General features: G+C 62.8%; 7 protein-coding genes and 1 pseudogene. 4 read left to right on the top strand and 4 right to left on the bottom strand.

The window, feature by feature from the left end; all coding sequences use genetic code 11:
• From M3A49_RS09715 to M3A49_RS42665, 4 genes and pseudogenes are all read left to right on the top strand, one after another.
• Window positions 1-1,478 (top strand): GMC family oxidoreductase (locus M3A49_RS09715; RefSeq protein ID WP_266228495.1); only part of this gene is annotated, 1,478 nt, incomplete at its 5' end.
• A 134-nt stretch (window positions 1,479-1,612) separates the two neighbouring features.
• The gene (locus M3A49_RS09710; protein WP_266228511.1) at window positions 1,613-2,905 is read left to right on the top strand and encodes a cytochrome c; all 1,293 of its coding nucleotides are present in this window, start codon (window positions 1,613-1,615) and stop codon (window positions 2,903-2,905) included.
• Between the two features lie 124 nt (window positions 2,906-3,029).
• Window positions 3,030-4,223 (top strand): porin, encoded by a 1,194-nt coding sequence (locus M3A49_RS09705; RefSeq protein WP_266228510.1) that lies wholly within the window; start codon window positions 3,030-3,032, stop codon window positions 4,221-4,223.
• A 76-nt stretch (window positions 4,224-4,299) separates the two neighbouring features.
• A pseudogene (locus M3A49_RS42665) lies at window positions 4,300-4,425 on the top strand (IS5/IS1182 family transposase); the annotation flags it as partial.
• Between the two features lie 725 nt (window positions 4,426-5,150).
• Here M3A49_RS42665 and M3A49_RS09700 read toward each other — a convergent pair.
• From M3A49_RS09700 to M3A49_RS09685, 4 genes are all read right to left on the bottom strand, one after another.
• Window positions 5,151-7,877 (bottom strand): MGH1-like glycoside hydrolase domain-containing protein, encoded by a 2,727-nt coding sequence (locus tag M3A49_RS09700; protein ID WP_266228494.1) that lies wholly within the window; start codon window positions 7,875-7,877, stop codon window positions 5,151-5,153.
• 90 nt (window positions 7,878-7,967) lie between these two features.
• Window positions 7,968-9,461, bottom strand: coding sequence for an efflux transporter outer membrane subunit (locus M3A49_RS09695; protein ID WP_266228493.1), 1,494 nt, complete (start codon window positions 9,459-9,461; stop codon window positions 7,968-7,970).
• A 1-nt stretch (window position 9,462) separates the two neighbouring features.
• Window positions 9,463-12,681 (bottom strand): efflux RND transporter permease subunit, encoded by a 3,219-nt coding sequence (locus M3A49_RS09690; protein ID WP_254354689.1) that lies wholly within the window; start codon window positions 12,679-12,681, stop codon window positions 9,463-9,465.
• Window positions 12,682-12,692: 11 nt separating this feature from the next.
• The gene (locus M3A49_RS09685) at window positions 12,693-13,979 is read right to left on the bottom strand and encodes an efflux RND transporter periplasmic adaptor subunit (protein WP_266228492.1); all 1,287 of its coding nucleotides are present in this window, start codon (window positions 13,977-13,979) and stop codon (window positions 12,693-12,695) included.
• Between the last annotated feature and the right edge of the window lie 447 nt (window positions 13,980-14,426).

The raw sequence follows: 14,426 nt of genomic DNA, 5'->3' as shown, positions 1-14,426 counted from the left end.
GCGGCGCGGGCCTGCACTGGTCGGGCGTGCATTTCCGCATCACGCCGGAAGAACTGCGCCTGAAGAGCCACTACGAAGAGCGCTACGGCAAGAAGTTCATCCCCGAAGGCATGACGATCCAGGATTATGGCGTCACTTACGACGAACTGGAGCCGCACTTCGACTTCGCGGAGAAGGTATTCGGCACGTCGGGCCAGGCGTACAAGGTGAAGGGCAACGTGGTCGGCGACGGCAATGTGTTCGAAGCCGCCCGCAGCGACAATTTCCCGTTGCCCGCGCAACTGAATACGTATTCGGCGCAGCGCTTCTCCGACGCGGCGAAGTCTATCGGCCTGCATCCCTACCGCCTGCCTTCGGCGAACACGTCGGGGCCGTACACGAACCCCTATGGCGTGCAGATGGGGCCGTGCAACTTCTGCGGCTTCTGCAGCGGCTACGCGTGCTACATGTACTCGAAGGCTTCGCCGAACCTCAACATCCTGCCCGCGCTCAAGCAGGAAAAGCACTTCGAACTGCGCTCGAAATGCCACGTGCTGCGCGTCGAACTCGACGACACCAGAAAGCGCGCCACGGGCGTGACGTATATCGATCCGGCGGGCCAGGAAGTGTTCCAGAGCGCGGACCTCGTGATCGTCTCGGCGTTCCAGTATCACAACGTGCACCTGCTGCTGCTCTCGGGCATCGGCAAGCCCTACGACCCGGTTTCGGGCGAGGGCGTGGTGGGCCGCAACTTCGCGTACCAGAACCTCTCGACCATCACGGCGTTCTTCGACAAGGACACGTGGACAAACCCGTTCATCGGCGCGGGCGGCAACGGCGTGGCCGTGGACGACTTCAACGCCGACAACTTCGACCACGGGCCGCCCGGCTTCGTGGGTGGCTCGCCGCTCTGGGTGAACCAGGCGGGCGTGAAGCCGATCAGCGGCATCGCCACGCCCGCAGGGACGCCGGACTGGGGCGCCGGGTGGAAAAAAGCCGTCAAGGACCACTACGCGCACACCGTTTCGATGGACGCGCACGGCTCCAACATGTCGTACCGCGACGTGTACCTCGACCTCGATCCGACCTATCGCGACTCGTACGGCCAGCCGCTCCTGCGCATGACCTTCGACTGGAAGGACAACGACATCAAGATGGCGCGGTACGTGACGGGCCAGATGCAGAAGATCGCCGAGGCGATGGGCCCGAAGGCCATCAACGTCTACACGCGCGAATTCGGCGCGCACTTCGACTCGCGCCGCTATCAGACCACTCACCTCGTGGGCGGGGCCGTGATGGGCACCGATCCGAACACCAGCGTCATCAACCGCTATCTGCAGTGCTGGGATGTGCCCAACGTGTTCGTGATGGGTGCCTCCGCGTTCCCGCAGGGGATCGGCTACAACCCGACCGGCCTCGTCGCCGCCCTCGCCTACTGGAGCGCGAAGGCCATTCGCAACCAGTATCTGAAGAACCCCGGCCCCCTGGTGAGCGTGTGAGAAGCCTCATGACGATCATGAAGAAAGACCTGGTCCCCGTGCGATTCGTTCGTAAAAGCGCACGCGGCGCACTGCGCCGCCTGAACCCCGTTTCGAAGGCGGCGATCACGCTCTCCGCCAGTACTGTATTGTCCATGGCGTTTGCGCTGCTCACGGCCCATGCCGCCAACTCCACTGCCAACCCCGCAGATCCCGCGCTCGTCGCGCATGGCGAATACCTCGCGCGCGCCGGCGACTGCATTGCCTGCCACACCACACAGGGCGGCAAGCCCTTCGCGGGCGGCCTGAAGTTCGACACGCCGATCGGCGCGATCTACTCGACCAACATCACGTCCGACGCGAATACGGGCATCGGCAAGTGGAGCTACGACGACTTTGCCAAGGCGGTACGCCAGGGGGTGCGGCCGAATGGCGAAACGCTCTACCCCGCGATGCCCTACCCCTCGTACGCACGCCTCTCCGATGACGACATGCAGGCGCTCTACGCGTACTTCATGCACGGCGTCGGGCCCGTGCAGGCACAGAACCGCGCCGTGGACATTCCCTGGCCGCTCTCGATGCGCTGGCCGCTGGGCGCCTGGCGCGTGTTGTTCGCACCGAAGGTGCAGGCGTTCGACGGCTCGCATTACAACGACGCGGTCGTCGCGCGCGGCGCCTATCTCGTGCAGGGCCTTGGCCACTGCGGCGCGTGCCACACGCCGCGCGCACGCACGATGCAGGAACTCGCGCTCACCGACCTCGAAGGCGACGACTACCTCGCAGGCGGCGGCCCGATCGACGGCTGGGTCCCCTCCAGCCTGCGCGCCAACCCGCGCACGGGCCTGGGCAACTGGAGCGAGGACGACATCGTGCAGTTCCTCAAGTCGGGACGCAATCTGCACACGGCCGCCTTCGGCGGCATGACCGACGTGGTTCAGCACAGCATGCAGCACATGAACGACGCGGACCTGCTCGCCATCGCGCGCTACCTCAAGACGCTGCCCTCCACTGACCCGAAGGAAACCGCGTATGCCTACGATCCCGCCGCCGCGCGCAAGCTGCAAAACGGCGACGCGAGCGCACGCGGCGCAGCGGTCTATCGCGACAACTGCATGGCCTGCCACCGCAGCGACGGACGCGGCTACACGCGCGTATTCCCGGCGCTCGGCGGCAACCCGGTCGTGCAGGGCAAGGACCCCACTTCGCTGATTCACGTGCTGCTCGCAGGCAGCGCGCTCGAAGGCACGCAATCCGCGCCCTCGTCGTTTACGATGCCGCCGTTCGCCTGGCGTCTGTCCGACCAGGAAGTGGCCGACGTGTCCACCTTCGTGCGTGCGAGCTGGGGCAACGCTGGCGCGCCAGTGAGCGCCGCAGACGTCGCGAAGGTCCGCAAGACCGTCACCGTGAGCAGGCCGGCGCTGCCGCCGGGCGCCTCGCTCAAACACTAACGCTAACGCCAATGGGGTAACTCGCTGGCGCTTTCAATCGCGTTTTCTTCCAGCGCCTGCCGCGGGCCGACTCGGCCGTTCCACTCATGTAACGGTCCATTGTTAATTGTCGAGATAGCACATGATGAAAAAGCTTCTGATTTCTACACCAATTCTCTTATCGCTAGCAGGAACAGCGGCGGCGCAAAGCTCCGTCGCGCTCTACGGCATCGTCGACGCAGGTATTACCTACCGCAGCAACGAACGCACCGGCAGCACCAGCGCGGGCCAGGGCCATTCGAATGCGGCAGTGACGAGCGGCAACCTATCAGGCAGCCGCTGGGGGCTCAGGGGCAAGGAAGAACTCGGCAACGGACTCGCCGCGATCTTCGTGCTCGAAGACGGTTTCGACATCACCAACGGCACCGAGGGCCAGGGCGGCCGCCTGTTTGGCCGTCAGGCGTTCGTTGGCCTCGCCGACACGCAGTACGGCTCGCTCACGATGGGCCGCCAGTACACCTCGCTCGACGACTTCGTCGGGCCTGTCGCTCCGGTCAGCGCGATCGGTGGCTTCGGCGCGCATCCGGGCGATATCGACGATCTCGACCAGACCACGCGCGTCGACAATTCGATCAAGTACACGAGCGAGAAGTATGCGGGCTTTACGTTCGGCGCGCTGTACGGCTTCGGCGGCCAGGCCGGCAGCCTCAAGAGCCAGAACACGTGGAGCGTGGGCGGCAGCTATGCGCACGGCCCTCTGCAAGTGGGCGTGGGCTACGAGCACTCGGATAACAGCAAGACTGGCCCCAAAGACCCGACATCCGGCAAGTGGCAAGGCACCTATGACGGAACATTCAATTCGTCGATCAACGAAGGCTTCGCGAGCGCGCAGTCGCAGCAGGTCGTGGCTGCTGGCGCGACCTGGGACTTCGGCCCGGCGATCGTGGGCGCGAACTACAGCAACGTACAATACAAGGCCGGTGCGAACTCGCTCTATTCGGGCACTGCGACGTTCAATATTGCCGGCCTTTTCGGCATGTGGAAAGTGCAGCCTCACATGCATCTGTTCGCAGGCTATAGCTACACGCGCGGCAGCCATGTGGACGGCATCGAAGACGAGGCGCAATACCACAACGTTTCACTGGGCGCGCTGTATGACCTCTCGAAGCGCTCGACAGTGTATCTGCTGGGCGGCTACCAGCACGCTTCGGGCATGACGCTCGATGCACTCGGCAAACCGGTGGCGGCCACGGCTTCGGTCTCGGACAAGGGCAACGGCCACTCGGCGGCGACGCAGTCGCAGGCGATTGTGAGCTTTGGATTCCGTCAACGGTTCTAGGGAAGGTCTGCAAAATTCCTGGAGTTGATGTCTGGTTGGCCTATCCTGGAAGAACGCGAGTTAAAGGAGTTTCTTGATGACACAGCTCGGTCTTGGTCTGGATCTTTCAACGAAACGCACGCGCAAGCGGGAAACGTCAAGGAACCATTGTTGGTGTCGCCTCTTGGAGTGTCGGATTTCGACCAATCGTCGCCCCTTACCCGCACCGCTAGAGCAGATTCGAGCATCGAATTTATTCTCTAGATCAGGATGAGAGGCAAGTAACAATTGCAGTCCATCGCTTGCACCGTATCCAAAATTATCGACGCATACCTTTTTACGGCGGCAATACGGATTGGTATGTAAGCTGGGCACCGGTCCTCTCCATCCGAATACTCGACCATCTGGATGAACGGTAAGACAGCGCTCTCCAATTAATCTGTAATCTTGCTTCGCGCCGATTGAAGTTAATCGCTTAATGCTTTGGGGAGACGCGCCGAGAAGATACATCGACACCGCCTGCTTTCTGGCGAGGTATCGAGGGAGTTGTTGCTATCAAGTGCGCCCTCGTCTGGAGCCGGCCATTCGGACGTATCCACGCACTGGCCGCAGACAATCCGTCGAGAATGGCTGAAACCGCTGCCATCAGCATCGGTAGACATAGGCGTGCAGCTCCGGCGAAACCCTACCAATCAAACGCTTGAAAAGAACAGTAGATCCCCTTATCGGAAAATCAAGTAACGAGCGTCTCGACCCCGTTGGGAAAACTACAAAATTGGTTCGTACGTAGGGGAAAGGAACAATATTACTTTAGGAAAATTAAATAAAAACTGTTCCCACCGCGAATTTGATCGCCTGTTCGCTGCCACTCGCTAGGAACAGAATCATTTAGACCAACGGGCAGCGTCGGCTAACCTTCCAGCGGCGCGCTCCGGATATCCGACTCCCTCAGCGCCCCTCATCCATTTGCTGCCCGACGACACCTGCCTTCACACGCCAGCGGTCGCTTTCCAGAACAGTCTGTGCGTCGATGCGCCTGAACAGATCCAGAAGCGGCGCAACGAGCCCAGTCCAACCCGTCTGGTGACTTGCACCTAGCCCCGCACCGTTGTCGCCGTGGAAATACTCGTAGAACAGGATCAGGTCACGCCAATGCGGGTCGTCCTGGAACTTGCCTGTCCCGCCATAAACCGGGCGCCGACCATCCACGCCGCGAAGAAACGTACACGTCAGACGGCGGACGATCTCCTGCGCCACCTCGAACAGCGTCATCTTCTGCCCGGATCCCGTCGGGCATTGAACCTTGAACTCGTCGCCGAAAAAGCCGTATAGATTCGTCAGCGCCCTGACGATCAGGAGATTCACGGGCATCCAGACCGGCCCCCTCCAGTTCGAGTTGCCGCCGAACATGCCGGTATTCGATTCCGCCGGCAGATACTGCACCTTGTATTCCTGTCCGCCCACGTTGAGTGTGTACGGGTGGTCGAGATGGTAGCGAGACAGCGACCGGATACCGTACGGCCCGAGGAATTCGTTCTCGTCGAGCAGGTATCCGAGCACGCGCTCCAGTTTCCGCGTATTCAGGATCGACAGGAGTCTGCGGTCTCTATGGCCGATGAAGCCAGCATCGGTCGGGGCCACATGGGCAAGCAACTCGGGGTAACGGCTTCGAAACTGTGCGATCAGCTCCATGAGTCTCGGACAGCGCGAGACTGAATCGGCCTCGAAAACCGTCGACGCGCACAGCGGCAGCAAGCCGACCATCGACCTGACTCTCAGGCGCATCGTCTGGCCGTCGGGCAGACGCAACAGGTCATAGAAGAATCCGTCCTGCTCGTCCCACATGTCGTCCGGCTGGTCTCCAAGCCGGTTCATTGCGTAGGCAATCCACATGAAATGCTGGACGAACTTGAACGCAATCTCTTCGTACATGGGGTCGTGCTCGGCCAGGAGCATGGCCATCTCCAGCATGCTCTGGCAATAAAACGCCATCCACGCAGTGCCATCCGCCTGCTCGAGCGCCCCCCCCGTGGGAAGCTGAGCGCTGCGATCGAACACGCCAATGTTGTCGAGCCCAAGAAAGCCTCCGGCGAAGACGCTTCGACCCGAAGGATCCTTACGGTTGACCCACCAGTTGAAATTGAGCATCAAGCCCTGGAACGAGCGCTCGAGAAAGCGCGGATCGGCGCGTCCCAACGCTTTCTCATACTTGTAGAGCCAGAGCGTAGCGGCGGCATGCACGGGGGGATTCACGTCACTGAAGTTCCACTCGTAGGCCGGGATCTGCCCGCTTGGGTGAAGATACAGGATACGCAGCATCAACAGCAGCTGCTCCTTGGCAAAATCGAAATCGACGGGGGCCAGCGCGATCGTATGAAACGCCAGGTCCCACGCTGCGAACCAGGGGTACTCCCATTTGTCCGGCATGGAGATCACGTCGGCGTTCAGCATATGGAACCACTCGGTATTGCGCACTGCATGCTGGCTGGCTTCGAGCAATGGATGGCTCTGGTGCTCGCGCAACCACCGCTCGAGATCGAAGTAGTAATACTGCTTGCTCCACAACATGCCTGCCAACGCCTGACGGTGTACGCGTCGCTCATCGTCGGTCAGTACCGTCGGCGCAATACGTTCGTAGAACGCGTCCGCCTCGGTCACGCGATCGTCGAAAGTCCTCTCGAAGTCATCGAAGGCGTTGTCCAGCCTGACAGCGCTCAGGCGCAGCCTGATGGTCGCGGCGCCGCCCGCCGGGACCTCGCATGCGTAATGCGCCGCAGCTTTGGTTCCCGCCCTCGCCGGATTCACGGCGTCGCGCTGCCCGTCAATGACATACGCGTGGAACGCGTCCTTCACATAGGGTGAAGCGTTGGGTTGGTTCCACAGACGCCGTGCGTTGCTTTCATTTTCCGTGAAGAGCAGTTCCGTTTCCCCATCGCAATAAAGCCAGTACTCACCCAGTTCCCGATGCGTCGCGCGAATCACGCCCGAATCTGCTTCGCATAGCGAAGGCCTGTAATCGTCGTAGCCCCACGACCAGGTATTGCGGAACCACAGCGTTGGCAGGACGCGAAGCCGCGCCCCTTCCCTTGCCCGGTTGTGCACGGTGACGCGCACGAAGATGTCTTCTGGGGCCGCCTTCGCGTATTCGACGAACACGTCGAAATACCGGTCGTCATCGAATATGCCCGTATCGAGCAGTTCGTACTCGAGTTCACCGCGCGAACGCTTTCCGTTTGTCTCGACCACATCCCGGTATGGATATTCCCGCTGCGGATATTTGTACAGATACTTCATGTACGAGTGCGTGGGCGTGCTGTCGACATAGAAGTAGTACTCCTTCACGTCCTCGCCATGATTGCCTTCGCTATTGGTCAGTCCGAAGAGGCGCTCCTTCAGGATTGGGTCGTGTCCGTTCCAGACTGCAAGCGCGAAACACAACCTTTGCTTGTCGTCGCAGAGACCGCCGATCCCGTCTTCTCCCCAACGGTAGGTACGCGAACGCGATTGATCATGGGTGAAATAACGCCAGGCGTCGCCGTCGCCGCTATAGTCCTCGCGGACCGTCCCCCACTGACGCTCACTGAGATACGGCCCCCACTTCTTCCACGGCAGCTGCGCGGTACGCGACTCGTTCAGACGCCTTTCCTCTGCTGCGTCGACGTTTGCAGGGCACATGCCTCGCCTCCCGATCCACGAGATAGTCGTGAATTACCGTAGTGATGGGCCTGCGCTCGCATTTGTGGCCGCGCACGAGGCCCCCCAGGATCACTGCGGCACCTGCGCGACGGATTCCGGCGTTGCGGGCTGCGCCGGCGGCGGTCCGCTCGCCGGTTGGGGCACGCTCATCTGCTCCGCCTGAACGACCCACCCGCCGCCCATCGCCATGTAGAGGCTGACGAGGTTCGTCAGCGTCGCGGCCCGGGTCTGCGTCTGCTGCAGCTCCGCGCTGAACAGATTGCGCTCGGCGTCCAGCACCTCAAGGTAGCTCGTGTAGCCGCCCTCGTAACGCAGCCGCGCGAGCCGCAGATACTTGCGCAGCGAGCCGACCTGCTGGGTCTGGATCTCGAACTGCTCGCGTGACTTTTGCACGGCGAGCAGCGCGTCGTCGACCTGCTGGAACGCCACCCGAATCGCATTTTCGTAGGCGAACAACGCCTCCTGCTGACGCGCCTCGGCCTGCTTGTTCTGACCGTAGATGTTGCCGCCCGTGAAGATCGGCATCACGGCCGAGCCGGCAAACGACCACACGCGCGCAGGTCCGGTGAAGAGATTGGAGAACTGCGTGCTCACCGAGCCGAACAGCCCCGTGAGCGAGATCTGCGGGAAATACAGCGCGCGCGCCGCGCCAATCAGCGCATTTTCCGCGATCAGGTTCTGCTCGGCCTGCAGCAGATCGGGCCGGCGTTCGAGCAGTTCCGACGGCATGCCCTCAGGCACGGCGGGCGTCGAGAGATCCACCAGCGCGCGGCCGCGCAGGATCGGCTCCGGATTGCTGCCAAGCAGGACCGAGAGCGCGTCTTCCTGCTGCCCGATCTGCTGCTCGAGTTGCGGGATGGTCGCTTTCGTCGCCGCATAGTCCGATTGGCTTTGGGCAAGCTCCATATCCGAAGTCTGTCCGAACTGCTGGCGCAGTGTGAACACGTGCACGGAATCGGCGCGGCTCGCGGTCGTGCTCTGTGCGATTTCGAGTTGCATATCGAGGCTGCGCAGCGTGATATAGGACGTCGCGACCGACGCGACGAGCGTCAGAATCGTCGCCCGGCGGCTCTGTTCGGCCGCGTTCACGTTGGCGCGTGCCGCCTCGGTTTCGCGTCGTACCTGACCAAACAGGTCGATGTTCCAGAAGGCCGATATGCTCGGCTGGAATTCGTTGAAGACCGGCGAGACGCCGGCCGGTATCGGTGTCGGTCCGTCCTGCGATGCGCGCTCGCGCGCCGCGCTGAAACCGACGCTCGCCTGCGGGAACAGCGCCGAACGCGTGCTCACGAACTGGCCCATGAACTCGTCGACACGCGCGGCCGCCTGCTTCACGTTGAGGTTGTTCTCGAGCGCGGTCTTCACCAGGTCGTTCAGCACCGGGTCGTCGAACTGCTCCCACCATGTGGTGTTGGCGACGTCGGCCACTTCCGGGTACGCAAACCGGTACGTCGCCGGCACCGCCACTTTCGGCCGCTCGTAGTTGGGGCCGAGCAGACAGCCGTTCAACAAGCCGATGAGGAGGACCGGCGCGGCGACGCGCACGAAGGCAGCGGCGCGCATGTCAGTCGTCCTTGTGCCGCGCGGACGGCGTGACGGTCGGCGAGCCCGAGCCGCCGGATACCGGCGGCGGCGTTCCGCTGCCAGCCACGGGTGTGTCCTTGCCGCCGCCCTTGCGCGAACCAAGCGACTCGATCCCCCAGTAGAACATCGGAATGAAGAACACGGCGATCGCGGTCGCACCCAGCATCCCGCCGATCACGCCGGTGCCGATCGAATGGCGGCTGTTTTGCGAGGCGCCGAGCGCAATGGCAAGCGGCACACAGCCGAGGATGAACGCAAGCGACGTCATCACGATCGGCCGCAGCCGCTCTTCCGCGGCGGTCAGCGCGGCGTCGTACGGTGTCTTGCCCGCTTCCCGGTTCAGCACCGCGAACTCGAAGATCAGGATCGCGTTCTTCGCGGCGAGCGCGATCAGCATGGTCAACCCGATCTGGAAGTACACGTCGTTGTTCAGGCCGCGCAGCAGGATCGCGAGCAGCGCGCCGAAAAGCGCGAATGGTACCGCCATGAGCACGCCGACCGGCAGCGACCATTTCTCGTATTGCGCGGCGAGGATCAGGAACACCATGATGATCCCGAACACGAACACGAGCCCCCCGGTCGAACCCGACTTGATTTCCTCGAACGCCTCGCCACTCCACCCGACGGCGTAGCCCGGCGGCATCTGCGCGGCGAGTTCCTTCAAGGTGCCGATCACCTGGCCCGAGCTGTAGCCCGGCGCCGCGTTCGCCGTAATTTTCACCGCCGGGAAGTTGTTGAAGCGCGTGATCAGATCGGGGCCCGTGGCGTACTTGTAAGTCATCACCGCCTTGATCGGCACCATGTTGTTCGAGCGGCTGCGCACGTAGATCTGGTCGAGGTCGGCGGGCGTGAGCCGGTAGCGCGGATCGGCCTGAACGATCACCTGCCAGAGCCGCGCGTCCTTGTTGAACTGCGACACGTAAAGCGAGCCGAACATCGTCTGCATCGCGCTGTACACCTCTTCGACCGGCACGCCGAGCGTCTCCGCCTGGTCGCGGTCGACGTTGACGAGCAACTGCTGCGAGCTCGCGTTGAACGTCGTGGTCACGCCGGTCAGCTCGGGGCGCGCCCTCGCCTTCGCGATGAAGTCCTGCACAACGCCCGCGAGCTGCTGAATCGAGCCGTCTCCGTGACTTTCGATCCACATCTCGCTGCCGCCCGTCGTACCGAGACCCGGAATGGACGGCGGATTCACCGGTATGACGAGGCCCTCCTGAATTTTCGAGAGCGTTTCATAAGCCTTGATCAGCACGGCGCGCGCGTTTTGCTCCCGGATGTTCGAGAACTTGTACCGCTCGTCGAAGCTCCTCAGGCCGACGAAGAACGTGCCCGCGTTGTTCTTGTTCTGGCTGTCCAGCAGGCTGTAGCCGTTCACGATCGTGATGCTGCTGACCGCGGGCTGCTTCATGAAATAGTCGGTGACCTTGTCGCCCACGTCCGCGGTCCGGTCGAGGCTCGCCGCGTCGGGCATGATGATCGCACCAAGCAGATAGCCCTGGTCCTCGGGCGGCAGGAAAGCGCCTGGGATCGACTTCCCCATCATGACGGCAAGCACGATCACGGCACCGAAAACAAGGAGGCCCAGCACGTAGCGCCGGATCATGAACCGCACGGCGCGCCCGTAGCCGGCCGTCATGCGCTCGAACTGATGGTCGAACCACCGGAAGAAGCCCTTTTTCTCATGGTGCGTGGGCTTGAGCAGGATGGCGGCAAGCGCCGGAGACAGCGTGAGCGCCACGATGCCCGAGAACACCACCGAAATCGCAATCGTGATCGCAAACTGCTTGTACAGCTGCCCGGTGATGCCGCCAAGGAACGCAACCGGCACGAACACGGCGCACATGACGAGCACGATGGCGATGACCGGGCCCGACACCTCGTCCATCGCCCGCTTGGCCGCTTCTTTCGGACTGAGCTTGAAGACGGTCATGTTGCGCTCGACGTTCTCGATCACGACGATGGCGTCGTCCACGACGATGCCGATGGCGAGCACCATCCCGAACAACGTCAGCATGTTGATCGAGAAGCCCAGCGCCGCCATCCCCATCGCCGTGCCGACGATCGACACCGGGACGGCCAGCACCGGAATGAGCGTCGCGCGCAGGCTCTGCAGAAACACGTACACGACGATCACCACCAGCACGAGCGCTTCGAAGAAGGTATGGACCACGTCGGCGATCGACGCACGCGTGAACTCCGTCGTGTCCATCGCGACCTGGTAGTCGAGCCCTTCAGGAAACGAACTCTTGAGCTCCGCGAGCGTCTCGCGCACCTGCTTCGAGACGTCGAGCGCATTCGCGCCCGGCTGCTGGTAGACCGCGATGATCGTCGCCGGCTTGCCCTGGTAGGTGGTGCGGTTCGAATAGCTCTTCTGACCCAGCTCGGCCCGGCCGATGTCTTTCAGCCGGACGATCGCGGCGCCGGTGCTCGCTGCGCGGATGATGATGTTGTCGAACTCGGCGGGCGTCGCGAGCCGCCCGGTGGTCGTCACCGCGAACGACTGCTCGACCGGGTTGCCGGTTGGCGCCTGGCCGACGGTGCCGACCGCGAATTGCTGGTTCTGGCCGCGTACGGCGTTTTGCACGTCGCCGGCGGTAATGCCGAGCTGCGCCATGCGATCGGGTTTCAACCAGATCCGCATCGCATAATCTGGAGTGCCAAAGATCGAAGACTGGTTCGCACCCGGAATCCGCTTGATCGTGTCGAGCACGTAGACGTTCGCGTAGTTCGCGATATAGGTCGGATCGAAGCGCTCGTCCGGCGAGTAGATCGCGATCACCATCATGAAGGCGTTCGACTTCTTCTGGACCTGGACGCCCTGCGACTGCACCTGCTGCGGCAACTGCGGCAGCGCGAGGTTCACGCGGTTCTGCACGTCGACCTGGGCAAGCTCCGGATTGGTGCCGATGCCGAAGAACACGTTGAGCGTGTAGTTGCCGGTCGACGAGCCGGACGAATACATGTAGATCATGTTGTCCGCACCGTTGACCTGTTGCTCGATCGGCGCGGCCACATTGTTCGCCACGACGTCGGCGCTGGCCCCTGGGTAGGTCGCGGAGACCGTGATCTGCGGCGGTGTAACGTCCGGATACTGCGCGATGGGCAGCGCGAGCATCGTCAATGCGCCGCCGAGCGTGATCACGATCGAGATGACGGACGCGAAGATGGGCCGGTCGATGCAGAAGTGCGAGATGTTCATCGAGTCGCCCCTTACTGCGACGCGCCGCTGGATTTGGCCGGCGCCATCGCTCGCTCGCCCCCGCTCACCTGCGGCGCCGACGCACCGCCCTTCTCCACGACCGTTTTGCCGCCGGTCTGGGTCGAGGGGAGCGTTCCGGCGATCTTGAGCGGCACCTCGGGCACGACGCGGATCGCGCCGTCCACCACGATGCGCTCGCCGGCCTTCAGACCATCGTTGATGAACCAGTTGTCGCCGCTCCAGTCGCCGACTTCGACCACTCGCTGCTTCGCCTTCGACTCATTGTCCACGACCCAGACGAAGTGGCTCTTCGCGCCCTGCAGCACCGAGCGTTGCGGCACGAGGATCGCATTCGGCCGCGTGGCGCCCGACACGCGCGCGCGCACGAACTGCCCCGGCCGCAGCGTACCCTTCGGGTTTGCAAGCGAGGCCCGCACGAGGAACGTGCCCGTGTCGGTACTGAACGCCGGATTCGCAAAGCTGATGGTGCCGTGCTGGGGAAATTCCGTGCCATCGGCGAGTATCACCGCCACCACGAACTCGCTGTTCGGCGGGAAGAGCAGCTTGCCCGCCGCAATCTCGTCCTGAAAGTGCAGCATTTCGTTTTCGGAAATGCTGAAGTTCACCCAGATCGGATCGAGCTGATAGACAAAGGTAAGGAGCCCAGATGAATTGGCGATCAGATAGCTGCCGTCCTGCTGTCTCGCATAGCTCGCGAGACCATCCAGCGGCGACTTGATCGTCGTGTAGCCGAGGTTGAGCTCCGCCGTCTCCACCTGCCCTTGCGCGGAAATCACCGCGGCCTGGGCCTGCTTCTCGTTGCCGATCGCGTCGTCGAGATCCTTCTGGCTCAATGCCTGTTGCGCGGCAAGCGGCTTGACCCGGGCAAGATTCTGCTGCGTGACCGTGAGCCGCGCCTGCTGCTGCGCAAGTTCGCCCCGCGCCGTTTGCAGCGCGGCCTGAAACGGCTTCGGATCCATCAGGAACATCGTCTGGCCGGCCTTCACCTTGTCGCCTTCGGAGTACGTCCGCCGGTCGAGAAAGCCGTCCACGCGCGCACGAATTTCCACTTCACGCGAACTCTGTGCCTGCGCGGTGAACTCGAGTTGGACCGGGGTGTCCTGAGCCGTGACCGTCATCACCGTGACTTCCGGCGCGCCGAGCGCCGGCGGCCCCGATGCCTTCTTGCAGCCGGCGAAGAGCGTCAGCGCAATGGCGAAGAAGATTAGCGGCAGGCGGTCCCGGCGTGCCGCAACCCGGGGTAACGGTCGATGCTCGGGAAAGAACGGTCCGCTCATGAATGGCCTCCCGCAACGCGCTGGACCTGCGCATCGCCCCGGTACGCGCGCCATGGTCACCTCTTCGTTGCCCGCTTACTGTTCGCGATCCGGATCGGCAAGGATCCGCACACTACGCTAGACGCGACGCCGGCCGAGGCAGGACGGGGCCAGCCGACTTGCCGCTCCCGGACAATTGCCCACGCCGGTTATGACTTCCTCGATACATCGTGTCCCGATGATTTGCGCGAACACCGGAATGACTTTTTGTCTACTGGCTGGGGTGCCGCGCACGCGGCGCGCTCGAAAGCGCCACCGGCGCCACCCGGCGCTTTGGTATCGGCGCCGGATTGTCACGGCGCTCGTAGTCGTGAAGTTTGGTAGCGGTCCGGGGCAAAAACAATGAGACTTTGGTCCGATATCCCACTGAGCACGCCTCTTGCTGTTCAGCCTCTTGCTGTTCACGGC

The sequence above is a fragment of the Paraburkholderia sp. CNPSo 3076 genome (assembly GCF_026343935.1).
Lineage (GTDB): Bacteria > Pseudomonadota > Gammaproteobacteria > Burkholderiales > Burkholderiaceae > Paraburkholderia > Paraburkholderia nodosa.
This window is presented reverse-complemented; position numbering and strand designations above follow the sequence as displayed.

Coding starts and splice junctions, on each gene's coding strand:
- M3A49_RS09710 (WP_266228511.1), top strand. CDS start 1,613: ATGGCGTTTGCGCTGCTCACGGCCCATGCCGCCAACTCCACTGCCAAC.
- M3A49_RS09705 (WP_266228510.1), top strand. CDS start 3,030: ATGAAAAAGCTTCTGATTTCTACACCAATTCTCTTATCGCTAGCAGGA.
- M3A49_RS09700 (WP_266228494.1), bottom strand. CDS start 7,877: ATGTGCCCTGCAAACGTCGACGCAGCAGAGGAAAGGCGTCTGAACGAG.
- M3A49_RS09695 (WP_266228493.1), bottom strand. CDS start 9,461: ATGCGCGCCGCTGCCTTCGTGCGCGTCGCCGCGCCGGTCCTCCTCATC.
- M3A49_RS09690 (WP_254354689.1), bottom strand. CDS start 12,681: ATGAACATCTCGCACTTCTGCATCGACCGGCCCATCTTCGCGTCCGTC.
- M3A49_RS09685 (WP_266228492.1), bottom strand. CDS start 13,979: ATGAGCGGACCGTTCTTTCCCGAGCATCGACCGTTACCCCGGGTTGCG.